The organism is Citrobacter sp. Cu233 (assembly GCF_030332225.1).
In the GTDB taxonomy this organism is placed as follows: domain Bacteria; phylum Pseudomonadota; class Gammaproteobacteria; order Enterobacterales; family Enterobacteriaceae; genus Citrobacter.
The window spans coordinates 426,096-441,755 of record NZ_JAOWIF010000028.1 but is presented as its reverse complement, the minus strand read 5'-3'; the positions used below and the strand labels follow the sequence as shown (position 1 = coordinate 441,755).

The following is a 15,660-nucleotide window of genomic DNA, read 5'->3' as shown; positions in this document are numbered from 1 at the left end:
GTGCGCCAGAAACGAGATGTTTTGTGTAAGTGCAACACCGGCATCATGCCGAAGGTTGTAACATTGTAAATTATGTTAATCAATTAGGCTTTATTGATGTAGAGCATCAATTTGTTCAAAAAACAACCATACTATTAAGTTGCACCATGGTTGGAAAGAGGAGGAACAAGGTATGGTTGTTGACAGACTGAGAACCGATCTTCTCAACAAATTGATAAACGCCCGCATCGATCTTGCCGCTTATCTGCTGTTGAGAAAAGCGAAAGGCTATATGTCAGTCAGCGAGAGCGATCGTCTGCGTGATAACTTTTTTGAACTGAATCGCGAATTGCACGATCAATCACAGCGCCACGGTATGCATCTTGATCAGGAAGAGTGGAATGCCCTTCGTCGTGCAGAAGGGGCATTAGCCGCCACCGCTGTTTGTCTGATGAGTGGACATCATGATTGTCCGAACTTTATTGCCGTTAACGCAGAGAAACTGGAAAACTGCCTGACAACGCTGACGCTGAGCATCCAGAGTTTGCAAGCTTATTCAACGCTGGAACACATCTGAACCAGGGGGAGGGCGCTCCCCCTTTTCGTTAAGATTATGTAAAAGTGGCGGGATAATTCCCCTTGCTGGCTACGCTTTAAGCAGAGCCATTAAGGAGGTGCTATGCGTCGACTCTTTCTCTGTGTTGCCTCATTGGCGTTGCTTTCCCCCTATGCCGCTGCCGTCAGGGTGGAGGTCCTGCAAACCAAACTCGACCACCCGTGGTCGCTGACCTTTTTACCGGATGATCGCAGTATGCTGATTACGCTTAGAGGAGGGCAGCTTCGGCTCTGGCAACCCGATAAGGGGCTTTCTGACCCACTGACCGGCGTACCTAAGGTTTGGGCGCATGGCCAGGGCGGCTTGCTCGATGTGGTGTTAGCGCCGGATTTTGCACAATCCCGGCGGGTGTGGCTTAGCTTTGCGGAAGCTGACAGTGAAGGGAGAGCCGGGACAGCAGTGGGCTACGGGCGGTTAAGTGACGATCATAAACACTTGCAGGGGTTCCAGACGGTGTTCCGCCAAATGCCTAAGTTATCAACCGGGAACCATTTTGGCGGGCGCATGGTATTTGATGGCAAAGGTTATCTGTTTATCGGCCTTGGCGAGAATAACCAGCGTATAACCGCTCAGGAGCTGGATAAATTACAGGGCAAGGTGGTTCGACTAACGGACGAGGGCAAAATTCCACCGGATAACCCGTTTGTGAATCAGACTGGCGCGCGGGCTGAAATATGGTCGTATGGGATCCGTAATCCGCAGGGGATGGCGATGAATCCCTGGAGTAATGCGTTATGGCTCAACGAGCATGGTCCGCGTGGCGGAGATGAGATCAATATCCCCGAGAAAGGTAAAAACTATGGATGGCCAATCGCGACATGGGGTGTTAACTACAGTGGTTTCAACATCCCCGAAGCAAAAGGCACAATTGTGGCGGGCACTGAGCAGCCTATCTTTTACTGGGAAAAATCACCTGCAGTCAGTGGGATGGCCTTTTATAACCACGATACGTTCCCACAGTGGCGACACAAACTGTTTATTGGCGCGCTGAAAGAACAGGGGGTGATTGTGTTAAGCGTGAAAGGCAATACAGTGACGGAAGACGGGCGTATTTTGCATGACAGAGGGCAGCGAATCCGCGATGTGCGCGTCGGACCAGACGGCTATTTGTATGTATTAACCGACGAGTCCGACGGGGAATTACTGAAAGTGAGTCCCTGATAGGATTAGCTAACCGGGATCATCACGACTTTCTGGAATGCCGGGCGTTCGGTGAGCTGTTGATACCAACGTTCCAGGTGAGGGCGTGGCGTCCAGCTCAAGCCGACATTAAACAGGTTATAGATGAACGGCGCGACGGCGATGTCCGCAGTGCCAAATTCAGCGCCAGAGAACCACGCCCGGTCAGCCAGTGCGTTGTCGAGAATGGCAAACAGGTTATCGCAGACCTTCGCACCGGCCTCGATGGCTGCCTGATCGCGTTGATCCGCAGGGGTTCTGACCAGACCAAATAAGATAACCCTATGTGCAGGGCTCAGCGTCTGGTTAGCCCAGTCCATCCATTTTTCGCCCTCGGCGCGTTGCGCCGGGGCGTCAACCCACAGTCGTTTTTGCCCGTATTGGGCTGCCAGGTAGCGGACAATGGTATTTGATTCCCACAGCAAGACGTCTGTTTCGTCATCGCGTAGCAGTGGAACCAGCCCGTTAGGGTTCATCGCCAGATAGTCTGCGTCATGATTTACGCCATGCTGTCCGCCAGCCAGAATTTGGCTGTACGGCAGTTCCAGTTCTTCGAGTGTCCACAATACTTTTTTTACGTTGGTCGAATTATTGCGACCCCACAGTGTAATCATAGTAACCCCGTAAATTAATTGAGCAGCTTTATGGCCGCATTCTCTATCTGACTCGCTCACATGGTGGGGTAAACCTAATATTTACGCAACAAGGCGCAAAAAAATCGTGATGAGAGCAGCACAGCGCAGCGTTATTGCATAAACTTTAAAAACTTTACCAACTTACGGTTTCTTTAAGCTCGTTAGTGCGTTATTACTCACCGCACTTATTTTACACGTCATCCATCAGAACTTTTCTGTATGGTTGGCTGAGGCAACTTGGCCGGTTTTGTGTAAACACGGTGTGGTATGACGTGGTTTTTTGGAATGGATACTCGGGTGGCATTTATGACGCAATACTTCTCTTCCCTACGCAGCCTTGCTGCAGGTTCAGCACTCTTAATCCTTTTTGCGCCGACCGTACAGGCGGCGGAACAACCAACGGCCCCGCCGAGCGTTGACGCACGTGCGTGGATCTTAATGGATTACGCCAGCGGCAAAGTGCTGGCGGAAGGTAATGCCGATGAGAAACTGGATCCCGCCAGTCTGACCAAGATTATGACCAGCTATGTGGTCGGTCAGGCGCTAAAAGCCGGAAAAATTAATCTGAATGACATGGTTACCGTCGGGAAAGATGCCTGGGCTACCGGGAATCCGGCCCTGCGCGGCTCTTCGGTGATGTTCCTCAAGCCTGGCGATCAGGTTGCGGTGTCCGATCTGAACAAAGGCGTGATCATTCAGTCTGGTAATGATGCCTGTATTGCGCTCGCTGATTATGTTGCCGGAAGCCAGGAATCGTTTATTGGTTTGATGAACGGCTATGCGCAAAAACTGGGACTGACGAACACGACCTTCCAGACGGTACATGGTCTGGATGCCGCGGGGCAGTTCAGTACCGCGCGTGATATGGCATTGTTGGGTAAAGCGTTAATCCACGATGTGCCGGAAGAATACGCCATTCATAAAGAGAAAGAGTTTACCTTTAATAAAATTCGCCAGCCAAACCGTAACCGCCTGCTGTGGAGTACCAACCTGAATGTGGATGGTATGAAAACGGGCACCACGGCGGGAGCCGGTTATAACCTGGTTGCATCCGCGACACAGGGCGATATGCGTTTGATCTCCGTTGTGCTGGGGGCAAAAACCGATCGCATTCGCTTTAATGAATCCGAAAAGCTGCTGACATGGGGTTTCCGCTTCTTTGAAACCGTTACGCCGATTAAACCGGACGCCACCTTTGTTACCCAACGTGTCTGGTTTGGTGATAAGAGTGAAGTCAATCTGGGCGCTGGGGAAGGTGGGTCTGTGACCATTCCGCGCGGTCAGTTGAAAAACCTGAAGGCGAGCTTTACTCTGACAGAGCCACAACTGACCGCGCCACTGAAGAAAGGCCAGGTTGTGGGGACAATCGACTTCCAGTTGAACGGAAAATCTATTGAACAGCGTCCGTTGATGGTGATGGAAGCGGTGGAAGAGGGGGGATTCTTTAGCCGGATGTGGGACTTCGTTATGATGAAATTCCACCAGTGGTTTGGTGGCTGGTTCTCTTAATTTCTGATGCCGGATGACGATATGATAGCACCGTCATCCGGCACAAATTTAGTACATCAACTTGATATGCTGCGCTTTGGCGTACTCGACAAACGCATCATCCGGGCGGTTATCGCTGATGATGGTATCAAAGCGTTTTAATTCACCCATCCTCGCGGGACGCACCTTCCCAAACTTGCTGTGATCAACCACCAGAACATGATACTGCGCCATCGACATCGCCCAGTGTTTAACCGGTAATTCCTCAAGGTTAAAACAGGTTGCGCCTTTATCGATATGCACGCCGGCTGCGGAATAAAAAGCGATATCCGGGCATACATTATTCAGGGTTTCCTGGAAATCGAGTGGCTTGAAAATAGCATTACTGGCATGGAATTCGCCGCCACATAAAATGACGCGGCACTGCGGTTTCTCCTGCAATACCAGAAACGTATTCAGTGAATAGCAGATTGCGGTGAACGGTAATTCATTATCGATCGCTTCAATGATCCAGGGCGTTGTTGTTCCGCAGTCGAAGAAAACGGTCTGATGCGCCTGGACGAGGCTGGCTGCCTGCTGCGCTGCCCGGCGTTTTTCATCAACCAGGCGGGATTTTTGATCGCTGATTAAATAGTGGCTGGCGCTACGGGGTTCCAGAACAATATAGCCCCCAAGCAATACGACCGGGGCCGTGTTATTATTCAGATCGCGACGAATGGTCATTTCTGATACACCCAGCAGTGTCGCGGCTTCTTTAAGGTGTAATTTATCGCTGCGTTTCAGCGCCTGCAGTAATTGACCAATACGCTCGTCGCGTCGAGTTTCCATAGTTCCCCTGGAGAGTAGAATAAGTGCTCAGTTTCGCGCGTAATACTACTCTCTTTACCGTGGGTTAGTCACGTACCCAGCCTTTACGAATAGGCAGGGCGAAGCAGGTGCGATAGCAGGTCTGCAAACCGTGGTACAGGGTTGTGCCGAATCGTTGCCAGATCATCTGGGCGCTCAGGCAGCCGATCAGCCCTGCCAGTAATCCCCCCAGCATATCCAGCGGCCAGTGTACGCCGAGGTAAACACGTGACCAGGCAATCGCCACGGCGACGACCATCAACAGTGCTCCGGACCACAGGCGGTGCCAGAACAGGAAGGCCAACGCGAAGGTAAAGATAACAGTACCGTGGTCGCTCGGGAAAGAGTCATCTGCGGCATGGTGCAGGAAGTTATAGCCGATATGATTGACGAATGGCCGGTCGTGAGGGAATAAATGACCCATGAGCCATGAAATGGTCAGGCCGATGATCAGTGCTATCGCCATTTTTATGACCAACTGGCGCTGGATGGTCACGCGGTTTTGCGGCCCCCAAAGCCAGAGAATGATCGCCAGTAGCGGTACGATGCTAATCAGATCTTTGGCAATAAAAATGGCGAGCGAGATCGTCCATTGCGCAGAGTCCGGCGTGGCGTTGATCAGGTAAAAAAGCGAATTGTTCAGATTTTCCAGCATAACATCCAGACTCAATGTAATCGTTAAAAAGGCCCCTATTGGGGATCATAAAATTACTTTCAGGCGATAAAAAGCGGTCTTGTCCTATTTGTCTGTTAACTGACTCTTTTTAAGACAATTAATGAGGCTTATTGAGCATGATAGCGGTCTCAACTTAAATTAACCTTAAAACAAAAAGCTATCGTGCAATTGAGTGTAAAAATGTGCGCATTTTGCTTTCAAATCACATAATTCACTATCACCAGTACGGCGCATTTATTACACTTTGCGCGTTTTTTCATTTGTTAAGAGATTGCATGCAGAACCGTTTATCTTCAGGCGCCCGCTTGGGACGTCAGGCATTACTTTTCCCTCTCTGTCTGGTGCTTTACGAATTCTCTACGTATATCGGTAACGATATGATCCAACCCGGAATGTTGGCGGTGGTGGAGCAATATCAGGCCGGTTTAGATTGGGTTCCAACGTCCATGACCGCTTATCTGGCAGGCGGCATGTTTTTACAGTGGTTGTTAGGGCCGCTGTCGGATCGTGTTGGTCGTCGTCCGGTGATGTTAACCGGGGTGGTTTGGTTCATTGTGACCTGCCTTGCAACGCTGTTTGCACAAAATATTGAGCAATTTACTTTCCTGCGTTTTTTACAGGGGATTAGCCTGTGCTTTATTGGCGCGGTAGGTTACGCCGCAATTCAGGAGTCCTTTGAAGAAGCGGTGTGCATTAAAATTACTGCGTTAATGGCAAACGTAGCATTGATTGCACCACTTTTGGGGCCGTTGGTTGGGGCCGCCTGGGTACATGTCCTTCCATGGGAAGGCATGTTTGTCCTGTTTGCCGCGCTGGCTGCCATCGCCTTTTTTGGCCTGCAGCGCGCGATGCCGGAAACGGCTACCCGTCTGGGCGAGAAGCTTTCCATTAAAGAGTTGGGCAAAGATTATAAGCTGGTGCTAAAGAATGTGCGTTTTGTCGCAGGCGCACTGGCATTGGGCTTTGTCAGTCTGCCATTGCTGGCGTGGATTGCGCAGTCCCCGATCATTATTATCAGTGGCGAACATCTCAGCAGTTATGAATATGGCCTGCTTCAGGTACCGATTTTTGGCGCACTGATTGCCGGTAACCTGGTGCTGGCGCGTCTGACATCACGCCGCACGGTGCGCTCGCTGATTATCATGGGGGGCTGGCCAATCTCTATGGGATTGATCATTGCCGCCGCGGCCACGGTTGTTTCTTCTCATGCGTATCTGTGGATGACGGCAGGTTTAAGTCTTTATGCGTTTGGCATTGGCGTGGCGAATGCCGGGTTGGTGCGCCTGACGCTGTTTGCCAGTGAAATGAGCAAAGGGACAGTTTCAGCAGCAATGGGTATGCTGCAAATGCTGATATTTACCGTCGGTATTGAGCTGAGCAAACATGCTTATCTGTTGGGTGGAAACGGCTTGTTCAGTCTGTTTAATCTGGCGAGCGGTGTGCTGTGGCTGATTCTGATGGTTATCTTTCTAAAAGATAAGCGGGTAGGGAATTCCCGGGAAGGTTAAAGCCCGGTTTCCGGGCTTTGCAATCATTAGTGATGGTCGTCAATCTGATGCTCAATGACCATCCCTTCACCTACGCTGGCAACATGGCGCGCATACGGATGTGCGCGGTAAACAGGGGCTGGAGTGGCTGCCGGAGCAACATAAACCGTTTGCGGGGCAGTAGTGACACTGACCGCCTGTGGAACGTTGACGGAAGAAGGAACGACCACCACTTTGTATCCGCCTGGCACATCAACAGTAACATTCTGTGCAGATGCTGTTCCTGCAAATCCCAGCAACACTGTTGCCATCAGTACACTTTTTTTCATAATTCGCTCGCCTGAAATATTCACTGGAGTTAATAATCCAGCGGGTTAATTTTGAGGCGGATTATGAATAGATCATGCCATCATTTTGTTGCCGTCTGTGCTGATGCGTTAACGAGTAAAGGGCGCTTCATTTTTTAGTACACGATCTATGACATTCAGCACGCCTTCTTCGTTATTCGAACCCGCACGATATTTTGCTGCCTGAACAACGGGTTCGTGAGCGTTGGCCATTGCGAAGCTAAATCCGGCCTGGCGTAGCATCTCAATATCGTTTCCACCATCACCAAATACCACGACTTCATCGTCACTGATATTCCAGCGTTGTTGCAGCAGGCGTAAACCGTTGGCTTTATGAACGCCCGGAATAATTAAATCGATACTGCCGTATCCGGTATGCACCGGTACCATAATGTCGCCAATCGCCTCATGAAGATCTGCCTGCACCTGGGGAATGCGATCGTCGGAGATATTCAGCCCAAACTTGAAGAATACATCATTGATGTTGTCGAAGTTATCGACAAATTCAAGACGGTGATAATACATGGCAGAGATGGATTTATGCTCATCGCTGTACTGTTTCAGGGTGTAGGCGCTGTTTTTGCCGCAGGCGATAATCTCGATGTCTGCGCGGGTCAGCAGATGCTCCACGATGGTCTGGAAATCGTCTTTAGCCAGCTCACCGTTAAAAATATCTTCCCCTTCGCTGACCACCCAGCCCCCGTTTTCTGCCACAAATGAGATTTCATTGGCCAGTTCGGGAAAAAAAGAGATCAGCTGGTAATACTGATTGCCGCTGGCGACCACAAAGCGGATCCCCTGCGCTTTCATTTGACGGTACTGCGCCATAAACCGCTCGCGGTTATAGGTCTTTTGGTCACTTAAAAACGTGCCGTCCATGTCTACTGCAATTAACTTGATACCCATTAGCCGTTCTCCATCACAGTTGTATTTTTGACATCCGGTTTAGCAACAGCCTTCGCAACGATGGCCGCGACAAGCACCAGCGCCAGCACAACCAGCATGGCGCTGCGCAGGCCATAGTGTTCACCCAAATAGCCCAGCAGCGGCGGGCCGACTAGGAATGCCAGATAGCCAGTAGTCGCAACAACGCTCACGCGGGTTGGCGCATCAGGGCCGGTATCGCTGGCGGCCGAAATAGTCAGCGGGAAGCCGAGAGAAGCCCCTAGCCCCCAAAGGATCACCGAGACACCTGCCACCCATGAGCTGTCGACAAAAATGATCAGGCTGATACCGATCGCACCCATCAGTGCACTGGCGCGGACTACTGCCACACGGCTGTAGCGGTCGATAAACCAGCCACCGGTGAAGCGCCCGACGGTCATACCGAGCGTAAAGCCGGCATAAATCAGCGATCCGGATGTTGGGCTAAATCCATGCCCATCAACCATCAGTAATGGCAGCCAGTCGTTGGCGGAACCTTCGGCAAACGCCATTGCCAGCACCACGACGCCAATCAGCAGCAACTGGATATCGCGATAGAATGGCAACCCTTTTTCAACGGTGTGCGAACCGTCAGTAGCATTCTTACCTGTGCCGTCGGGGATAGCCTTAATCGCGATAAAAATAGGGGTAATAGCCACCATCGCCGCCAGCAGAATATGCGCGGTCGCCGGAACGCTGACGGCGGTAAGTACCATGCCAACACCTGCGCCAGCCAGCGTTCCCAGGCTGTAGAAACCATGCATCATCGGTAGCACAGTTTTGTTCATTTCACGCTCAACCGCTGCGCCTTCGACGTTGATTGCAACTTCAGCCGCGCCAAAACTGGCACCAAACACGCCCAGACCAAACGCGAACAGCCAGGCGGAGTGCAACCATAATGCGAGGCTAAGAATTATCATTCCCAGCACCGCGCATGACATGGTGGTGCGGATGACGTTTCGTGTGCCAAATCGTTTCACCAGCCAGGCCGAACAAAGAATGCCACTCATCGAGCCAATTGAGAGTCCAAACAGCACCGCGCCCATTTCGGCAGTGGAAATAGAGAGGATGTCTCGGATAGCAGGGGTACGCGTCGCCCAGGAAGCCATTAATAATCCTGGTAAAAAGAAGAATGTGAAAAGCGCCCACATACGGCGTCTTAAGGCTTTGCGTGATGAGATGCCAGTCATGAATTCGAGCCAAAGAAAAGAGGAAAGAAGACAACATTAGCAAGGTTGTGTACATTTGTACACAAATGCAAAAAGAGGGAATGCAGTGCGACGCGCGAACGACCCACGACGACGGGATAAAATAGTCCAGGCCACGCTGGATGCGGTTATAATCCATGGTATTCATGGGGTTACACACCGGAAAATCGCCATGATTGCCGAGGTGCCGCTGGGCTCAATGACCTATTACTTTTCGGGAATAGATGAGCTTTTAATGGAGGCATTCGAGCGTTTTACTGACACCATGTCTGTGCAATATCAGGCATTTTTTGCCAGTGTTGAAAATGCGCCACAGGCCTGCCATGCCATTACCGATATGATCTATAGCTCCCAGGTCACTACGCCTGGCAATATGGAACTCATGTACCAATTGTATGCGTTTGCCAGCCGTAAACCGGCGTTAAAGACGGTTATGCAAAACTGGATGTTACGCAGCCAGCAGACGCTGGAACAGTGGTTCGAGCCGGTAACCGCACGAGCGCTGGATGCGTTTCTTGAGGGCATGACGCTGCATTTTGTCACGGACAAAAAACCGCTATCGCGAGAAGATATTCTGACGATGGTGGAACGCATTGCTGGCGTGCCGCAGAAGTAAAATCATTAAAATGGCTTGTCGAGGCGGGAAATCGCCTGACGTAAAAAGTCGATGACTTTCATCGCTTCTGTTGTCAGCGGTTGAGCCGCTGTTTTTACCGTCCCGACGTCCATCCAGGTAATAAAATCATCAATTGTTCTGTGCATGACGCGCAGGCCATCCAGCGACCACGGGCGATAAACCAGATCAGATAAAATGGTTATTCCTCTGCCTTTTGCCACCAGGCTTCTTATTGCCTCAAAAGAGTTGCTGCGAAAACAGATATTGGGCGTATAGCCACGCTGCTGCCAGTAATCGATGATCACGTCAGGGTATTTATCGGTTTCCAGCAGTAAAAACGGCTGCTTTACGACATCAGTAAGGTGGATCGAGGGCTGGCTCTGGAGCGGATGTCCAACAGACGTCCACAGGCGGCGTTGTGAACGAATGAATGTTTCGATTTCCAGATCGGTGTCGTGGCTGATATTTGAGGTCAGGAGCAGGCAAAAATCGACCTTTTTTTCCCGTAGCGCCTGTACCAGTTCCGGTGCAGTAGCTTCATAAAATACGATCTCCAGCAAAGGGAAGCGTCGTTCAAGATCGTTGAGTATATCCGGGATAAGATAGGCAGAGAGCGTTTCGGCAATGCCTATGCGCACCGTGCCGGTGAGAATGTCGCTCCGGTCATGCAAAGCGTCAACTGCCGAGTGGCTACTGTTGATGATGTTGCAGGCATGTGCCAGAAAGCGCTCTCCCTCGACGGTGAGCTTCACGCCTTTGGGGTAACGTACAAATAGCTGCACGTCTAATGATACTTCCAGATTTCGCATGGCAATGGTCATTGATGACTGAGAAATATGGCAGCGCGCAGCAGCTTTGGAAATTTGTAATGTTTCTGCAAGTGCGATGTAAAACTCAAGTTGCCTTAGCGTGAATTTCATAGTTTTAATCTATGCACAAGGATGAAAACGTTATATTAGCATTCATTCTCACGCCGCCGTAGCCTTGTGGTCATACCGTACAACTGACAATAAGGCGCAAATATGCCCTATCTTTTACTCAGTCTGGCTGCCTGTTTTTGGGGCGGGAACTATGTGGTCGGCCATATATTGGTTGCCGATGTTAATCCCATCGTTTTATCAGCAGCACGCTGGGTATTTACCGCATTGCTATTGATGGCGCTTTATTTCCGACAGATCGCCATGCAGTGGCCAGCGATGAGAAAATCCTTTGGTACTATCGTGTTCCTCGCGTTATGTGGTCAGGTTCTTTTCCCCTTAACGTTGTATATCGGTCTGCAATATACAACGTCGCTCAATGCGGCGATTTATATGTCCACCACACCGGCTCTCGTCCTGTTAATCAATAAATTCTTTTTTAGAGAGCGGATCTCTGTGCGTAATATTGCCGGCGTGATCCTCAGTACCGTTGGCGTTATCTGGTTGGTATCACAGGGTGATGTGATGCATGCGCGGGTGTTTGAACACCTGAATCAGGGCGATTTCTGGACGATGGGGTCAGCGCTGAGTTGGGCGGTCTATTGCGCTTTTTTACGCATTAAACCGGTTGAGGTAAAGGGAAACGCCTTTGTCGCCGTGAGCGCCCTGATAGGCGCGATGGTACTTATTCCAGTATTGACTCTGGAGTTGATACACAATGGTATGCCGGGCTGGAATAGCTATGCAAATACGGGGGTTATTACTGGGCTGGCATACCTTGTTATTTTTCCTTCCTGGCTGTCATATCTGTTATGGAACAAAGGGATTAGCACCATTGGCGCAACGCGCGGAGAGATCTATTCACACTTGATTCCACTGAGTGGCGGATTATTTAGCGTGATGTTTATGCACGTCACTCTGCATTCATATCATCTGGTCAGCGCGTTGGTTATTATGTGCGGTATAGCATTGTGTTCCCGCCCGAGCGCAAAAAAAGGCCCGCAGCAGCGCACGGCGTGAAAGAGCGGGTAAATTAGCTTACGGTTGCGCCCCCGGTAATATTGACCACCGTAGCCGTCATTGCTCCGGCATGGTCTGAAGCCAGAAAGGTTGTAACCTCAGCGATTTGTGCAAGCGTAGGCAGGCGTCCGATCATGGTGCTTTGTGCTGCACCACCCAACCATTGCTCAACGGTTAGCCCCATCGACTGGGCTTTGGCACTAAATATTTCCCCCGTGTAAGAACCCGCCGACATGGCATCAATAATTGCGTGCGATCGTACCCCGAGAACACGGATATTTCGTGGGCCAAGTTCGCTGGCCAGCGCTTTCATGAAGGCTTCTGCACCCGCGCAACCGACAATGTGGCCCAGGTGGCCTGGCATCGCCATGGGGGCCGCAGGGGCGACGACAGAGAGAATAACGCCAGCACGTTTACCACCCATATGCGGTGTGACGGCTTTTGCGATGTTGAACTGTGCTGAGAGGAAAGGAGTGATACCGCTCATAAACTCAGCCAGGGACAATGCTTCAATACGTTTTCCCTGTTCATGCCTAAAACCCGTTGCATTGACCACTACGTCAATGCCGCCAGTATGCTGAGCGAGGCGCGTAACCTGCTCCACGGCGTCATATTCATCGAGCACATCGGTGATAAATGTGTCGACAGTACCGCCTACCATGCGAACGCTACTGGCCGTTCTGTCCAGATTTTCCTGACAGCGCGCGGCCAGGTACACATGAGCACCTTCGCGCGCCATTGCGCGCGCAACCGCACTACCAATAGCGCCGCTGCCGCCGAAAATCACAGCGATTTTGTCAGTCAGTAACATTGCTAACCCCTTTATGGAAACAGCACAGTTTAAAAGTATGTGCCATAACCGGCATGCTGCAAATCAGAGGGAGAATGGGTGATAAAGAGGGGACGAGAGGTAAATTTCAGGCAACAAAAAACCCATCAACCTTGAACCAAAACGGCGGGGTTGATGGGCTCCACAAATTGGGGACATCAAAGAAAAGCAGTGGCAATAGTTATGACTGACACCTTTAAGAAAAGTTCTGCTTACCTGCAAAAAATTTTCATTAAAAGCAAAAAAACAGTTCTAACCAATGCCTGGCCAGATGATGACAATAAGTGTCCCTGCCAGCGTCAACAGAACGTTAGCAATCGCGTATGTGCCCGCATAGCCTAAAGCGGGAATGTTGCTGCGTGCGGTATCACTGATGATTTCCATTGCTGGCGCACAGGTACGTGCCCCCATCATTGCCCCGAACAGCAGGGCCCGGTTCATGCGCAATACGTAAGCCCCAAACAAGAAACAGATGACAACCGGCACCAGGCTGACAATCAGACCTGAAATCAGCATCTGGCCACCCACTGCGCCGAGGCCATTACCAATGCCGCTACCTGCGCTCAAACCGACACCAGCCATAAAGACCATCAGACCAAACTCTTTCACCATGTTCAACGCACCCTGCGGGATGTAGCCAAACGTCGGGTGGTTAGCACGCAGGAAGCCGAGCATAATTCCGGCGAACAGCAACCCGGCCGCGTTGCCGATGCCAAAGCTGAAATTACTGAACTGGAAGGTGATCATCCCGATCATCAGGCCAATAATAAAGAACGCGCAGAAAGCCAGCAGATCGGTCACCTGGCTGTGAATGGAAATAAAGCCGATACGATCGGCAATGGTTTTCACACGGCGGGCATCGCCGCTTACTTGCAACACGTCGCCTTTATTGAGCACAACATTGTCATCAATCGGCATCTCAATCTGGCTGCGGATCACGCGGTTCAGGAAGCAGCCATGATCAGTCAGCTTCAACTGGGCCAGACGACGGCCGACGGCATTGTGGTTTTTGACCACGATCTCTTCGGTGACGATGCGCATATCGAGCAGATCGCGATCGAATACTTCTTTGCCGTTGCGAAAACTTGGGTCGAGGCGGGCATGCGCATCCGGGTAGCCCACTAAGGCGATTTCATCGCCCATCTGCAGCACGGCGTCTCCGTCCGGATTAGCCAGAATACCGTTGCGACGGATACGTTCGATATAACAACCGGTCTGGCGATAGATGCCCAGCTCGCGCAGATTTTTACCGTCAGCCCAGGCAACCAGTTCCGGGCCGACACGATAGGCACGGATCACCGGCAGATAGACCTTACGGTTGGCGTCAGTGTCCAGACCGCGCTCACGCGCGATTTGTTGGGCGCTGGTTTGGAGATCCTGGTGCTGCAGTTTTGGCAGATAGCGGGCACCGACAATCAGGCTGACCAGTCCGATCAGATAGGTCAGTGCGTAACCGAGGCTCAGGTTGTCGAGGGCGGTCGACAATTGTGTTCCCGTCATCCCCGAATGGCGCAATGTGTCACCTGCGCCGACCAGCACCGGCGTTGAAGTCATTGAGCCTGCCAACATGCCTGCCGTCAGGCCGATATCCCAGCCAAATAGCTTACCCAGTCCCAGAGCGATCAGCAGTGCACTACCGACCATCACCAGCGCAAGCATTAGGTAATTTTTCCCATCGCGAAAAAAAATCGAAAAAAAGTTGGGACCGGCTTCGACGCCGACACAAAAAATAAACAGCATAAAGCCGAGATTTAAAGCATCAGTGTTAATACTAAAGTGCTGCTGACCTAATAATAGGGACACCACTAAAACGCCAATGGAATTACCGAGTTGGACTGTCCCCAGGCGTAATTTACCCAGACACAGGCCCAGAGCCAGGACCACAAATAATAACAGGATGTAATTCCCATTTAACAAATCTGCGACGTTTATATTCACGGAGGCTAACTTCTTGTTTACCAGTAAGCTATTGAAAGAAATGGCAATTTACGCTAATGTTTTTGCCAGAAATTAAGGGGCGACTGCATCGCACACAGCCCCAAATAATGCAGCACGACAATATACGCGACTAGTTTAATCTCATTACGTATCAACGGCTATAAGAATCGTGTGGGTGTGTTTTTGGCATGGAATGCCGAGTAACTTTATCTGACTGGACGCCTGCGGGCGAAAAGAGTGTTCGATAGAGAGAGTGTCAGGAGGAACGATTGAAACATAAGCAAAGTTGGGCGGGTGCGATCTGCTGCTTTGTGCTCTTTATTGTAGTGTGTCTTTCATTAACGCTGAATATCAAAGGCGCATTTAGAGCGGCTGGGCATCCTGAGGTCGGGTTGTTATTTTTTATACTGCCTGGCGCTGTGGCAAGCTTTTTCTCCCACCGTCGGGAAGTGCTTAAACCCCTTCTTGGTGCAATACTGGCAGCGCCGTGTTGCTTGTTGCTGATGCGGTTCGTGTTTATGCCGACGCGTTCGCTGTGGCAAGAGTTGGCATGGTTGTTTAGTGCAGTGTTTTGGTGCGCGCTTGGCGCATTGTGTTTTTTATTTATCAGTAGTTTATTCAACCAGCGTCAGCGGCGGAAAAAAAACTGATGACGCCCTCCAGCGGAGGGCGTAGAAACAGCTATCAGGCGAACAGATTCATATTCTCTTTTGCCCACGCTTCAAAATCCGTGCAGCCGCCGATGTGTTGTTGATCAACGAAAATCTGCGGAACGGTCTCAACTGGCTTACCTACCGTTTTTTCCAGATCTGCTTTAGTTATTCCTTCGGCATGGATATCAATGTAGCGGAAGTTAAAATCGTCATGCTCATTGCTTAATTTTTCTGCTAATTCTTTTGCGCGCACGCAATACGGGCACCCTGGGCGACCAAAAATAACGGCAAACATCTCTATC

The 15,660-nt window shown here is 50.8% G+C and carries 17 protein-coding genes; 7 read left to right on the top strand and 10 right to left on the bottom strand.

The window, feature by feature from the left end; all coding sequences use genetic code 11:
• The first annotated feature begins 172 nt into the window (after positions 1–172).
• Together bssR and OGX95_RS02895 are read left to right on the top strand one after the other, a co-directional pair.
• A complete protein-coding gene (bssR, locus tag OGX95_RS02900; protein WP_286628255.1) occupies positions 173–556 on the top strand; it encodes a biofilm formation regulator BssR in 384 nt (127 codons plus the stop codon).
• 102 nt (positions 557–658) lie between these two features.
• Positions 659–1,756, top strand: a complete 1,098-nt coding sequence (locus tag OGX95_RS02895) for a PQQ-dependent sugar dehydrogenase (protein ID WP_286628254.1) — start codon at positions 659–661, stop codon at positions 1,754–1,756.
• 5 nt (positions 1,757–1,761) lie between these two features.
• On the opposite strand, the gene OGX95_RS02890 is transcribed toward OGX95_RS02895, so the two are convergent.
• Positions 1,762–2,388, bottom strand: a complete 627-nt coding sequence (locus tag OGX95_RS02890) for a glutathione S-transferase family protein (protein WP_286628253.1) — start codon at positions 2,386–2,388, stop codon at positions 1,762–1,764.
• Between the two features lie 327 nt (positions 2,389–2,715).
• Between OGX95_RS02890 and dacC the strand changes: the two genes are divergently transcribed.
• The gene (gene dacC / locus OGX95_RS02885) at positions 2,716–3,918 is read left to right on the top strand and encodes a serine-type D-Ala-D-Ala carboxypeptidase (protein WP_137384369.1); all 1,203 of its coding nucleotides are present in this window, start codon (positions 2,716–2,718) and stop codon (positions 3,916–3,918) included.
• 48 nt (positions 3,919–3,966) lie between these two features.
• On the opposite strand, the gene deoR is transcribed toward dacC, so the two are convergent.
• On the bottom strand, positions 3,967–4,725 hold the full coding sequence (deoR, locus tag OGX95_RS02880; RefSeq protein WP_048212169.1) for a DNA-binding transcriptional repressor DeoR: 759 nt from the start codon (positions 4,723–4,725) through the stop codon (positions 3,967–3,969).
• A 64-nt stretch (positions 4,726–4,789) separates the two neighbouring features.
• On the bottom strand, positions 4,790–5,398 hold the full coding sequence (gene ybjG, locus OGX95_RS02875) for an undecaprenyl-diphosphate phosphatase (RefSeq protein WP_286628252.1): 609 nt from the start codon (positions 5,396–5,398) through the stop codon (positions 4,790–4,792).
• A gap of 296 nt (positions 5,399–5,694) precedes the next feature.
• Between ybjG and OGX95_RS02870 the strand changes: the two genes are divergently transcribed.
• Positions 5,695–6,927: an MFS transporter gene (locus OGX95_RS02870; protein WP_286628251.1), complete on the top strand. Its 1,233-nt coding sequence runs from the start codon at positions 5,695–5,697 to the stop codon at positions 6,925–6,927.
• 26 nt (positions 6,928–6,953) lie between these two features.
• Here OGX95_RS02870 and OGX95_RS02865 read toward each other — a convergent pair whose 3' ends face one another.
• The 3 genes from OGX95_RS02865 to OGX95_RS02855 all read right to left on the bottom strand — a co-directional run bounded on the left by OGX95_RS02865 (position 6,954) and on the right by OGX95_RS02855 (position 9,367).
• Positions 6,954–7,235 (bottom strand): hypothetical protein, encoded by a 282-nt coding sequence (locus OGX95_RS02865; RefSeq protein WP_286628250.1) that lies wholly within the window; start codon positions 7,233–7,235, stop codon positions 6,954–6,956.
• Between the two features lie 108 nt (positions 7,236–7,343).
• Complete coding sequence (locus tag OGX95_RS02860) at positions 7,344–8,159, bottom strand: Cof-type HAD-IIB family hydrolase (RefSeq protein WP_271440621.1); 816 nt, start codon at positions 8,157–8,159, stop codon at positions 7,344–7,346.
• The gene (locus OGX95_RS02855; RefSeq protein WP_286628249.1) at positions 8,159–9,367 is read right to left on the bottom strand and encodes an MFS transporter; all 1,209 of its coding nucleotides are present in this window, start codon (positions 9,365–9,367) and stop codon (positions 8,159–8,161) included. Before OGX95_RS02855 ends, OGX95_RS02860 begins: the two co-directional genes overlap by 1 nt.
• Positions 9,368–9,452: 85 nt before the next feature.
• Between OGX95_RS02855 and OGX95_RS02850 the strand changes: the two genes are divergently transcribed.
• Positions 9,453–10,001: a TetR/AcrR family transcriptional regulator gene (locus tag OGX95_RS02850; protein WP_286628248.1), complete on the top strand. Its 549-nt coding sequence runs from the start codon at positions 9,453–9,455 to the stop codon at positions 9,999–10,001.
• Positions 10,002–10,006: 5 nt separating this feature from the next.
• Here OGX95_RS02850 and OGX95_RS02845 read toward each other — a convergent pair whose 3' ends face one another.
• Positions 10,007–10,921, bottom strand: coding sequence for a LysR family transcriptional regulator (locus tag OGX95_RS02845; RefSeq protein ID WP_286628247.1), 915 nt, complete (start codon positions 10,919–10,921; stop codon positions 10,007–10,009).
• A gap of 102 nt (positions 10,922–11,023) precedes the next feature.
• On the opposite strand from OGX95_RS02845, the gene OGX95_RS02840 reads away from it, so the two are divergent.
• Positions 11,024–11,938 (top strand): DMT family transporter, encoded by a 915-nt coding sequence (locus OGX95_RS02840; RefSeq protein ID WP_286628246.1) that lies wholly within the window; start codon positions 11,024–11,026, stop codon positions 11,936–11,938.
• Positions 11,939–11,951: 13 nt separating this feature from the next.
• On the opposite strand, the gene OGX95_RS02835 is transcribed toward OGX95_RS02840, so the two are convergent.
• Both OGX95_RS02835 and OGX95_RS02830 read right to left on the bottom strand, forming a co-directional pair.
• A complete protein-coding gene (locus tag OGX95_RS02835) occupies positions 11,952–12,749 on the bottom strand; it encodes an SDR family NAD(P)-dependent oxidoreductase (protein WP_286628245.1) in 798 nt (265 codons plus the stop codon).
• A 270-nt stretch (positions 12,750–13,019) separates the two neighbouring features.
• A complete protein-coding gene (locus OGX95_RS02830) occupies positions 13,020–14,705 on the bottom strand; it encodes an aspartate:alanine antiporter (RefSeq protein WP_286628244.1) in 1,686 nt (561 codons plus the stop codon).
• 269 nt (positions 14,706–14,974) lie between these two features.
• On the opposite strand from OGX95_RS02830, the gene OGX95_RS02825 reads away from it, so the two are divergent.
• On the top strand, positions 14,975–15,355 hold the full coding sequence (locus OGX95_RS02825) for an inner membrane protein YbjM (protein WP_286628243.1): 381 nt from the start codon (positions 14,975–14,977) through the stop codon (positions 15,353–15,355).
• A 34-nt stretch (positions 15,356–15,389) separates the two neighbouring features.
• Here OGX95_RS02825 and OGX95_RS02820 read toward each other — a convergent pair whose 3' ends face one another.
• On the bottom strand, positions 15,390–15,653 hold the full coding sequence (locus OGX95_RS02820; protein ID WP_005123606.1) for a GrxA family glutaredoxin: 264 nt from the start codon (positions 15,651–15,653) through the stop codon (positions 15,390–15,392).
• Positions 15,654–15,660 lie beyond the last annotated feature (7 nt).

What these genes read in the sequence shown, in the direction of transcription:
- bssR (WP_286628255.1), top strand. Translation starts at nt 173, where the DNA reads ATGGTTGTTGACAGACTGAGAACCGATCTTCTCAACAAATTGATAAAC.
- OGX95_RS02895 (WP_286628254.1), top strand. Translation starts at nt 659, where the DNA reads ATGCGTCGACTCTTTCTCTGTGTTGCCTCATTGGCGTTGCTTTCCCCC.
- OGX95_RS02890 (WP_286628253.1), bottom strand. Translation starts at nt 2,388, where the DNA reads ATGATTACACTGTGGGGTCGCAATAATTCGACCAACGTAAAAAAAGTA.
- dacC (WP_137384369.1), top strand. Translation starts at nt 2,716, where the DNA reads ATGACGCAATACTTCTCTTCCCTACGCAGCCTTGCTGCAGGTTCAGCA.
- deoR (WP_048212169.1), bottom strand. Translation starts at nt 4,725, where the DNA reads ATGGAAACTCGACGCGACGAGCGTATTGGTCAATTACTGCAGGCGCTG.
- ybjG (WP_286628252.1), bottom strand. Translation starts at nt 5,398, where the DNA reads ATGCTGGAAAATCTGAACAATTCGCTTTTTTACCTGATCAACGCCACG.
- OGX95_RS02870 (WP_286628251.1), top strand. Translation starts at nt 5,695, where the DNA reads ATGCAGAACCGTTTATCTTCAGGCGCCCGCTTGGGACGTCAGGCATTA.
- OGX95_RS02865 (WP_286628250.1), bottom strand. Translation starts at nt 7,235, where the DNA reads ATGAAAAAAAGTGTACTGATGGCAACAGTGTTGCTGGGATTTGCAGGA.
- OGX95_RS02860 (WP_271440621.1), bottom strand. Translation starts at nt 8,159, where the DNA reads ATGGGTATCAAGTTAATTGCAGTAGACATGGACGGCACGTTTTTAAGT.
- OGX95_RS02855 (WP_286628249.1), bottom strand. Translation starts at nt 9,367, where the DNA reads ATGACTGGCATCTCATCACGCAAAGCCTTAAGACGCCGTATGTGGGCG.
- OGX95_RS02845 (WP_286628247.1), bottom strand. Translation starts at nt 10,921, where the DNA reads ATGAAATTCACGCTAAGGCAACTTGAGTTTTACATCGCACTTGCAGAA.
- OGX95_RS02840 (WP_286628246.1), top strand. Translation starts at nt 11,024, where the DNA reads ATGCCCTATCTTTTACTCAGTCTGGCTGCCTGTTTTTGGGGCGGGAAC.
- OGX95_RS02835 (WP_286628245.1), bottom strand. Translation starts at nt 12,749, where the DNA reads ATGTTACTGACTGACAAAATCGCTGTGATTTTCGGCGGCAGCGGCGCT.
- OGX95_RS02820 (WP_005123606.1), bottom strand. Translation starts at nt 15,653, where the DNA reads ATGTTTGCCGTTATTTTTGGTCGCCCAGGGTGCCCGTATTGCGTGCGC.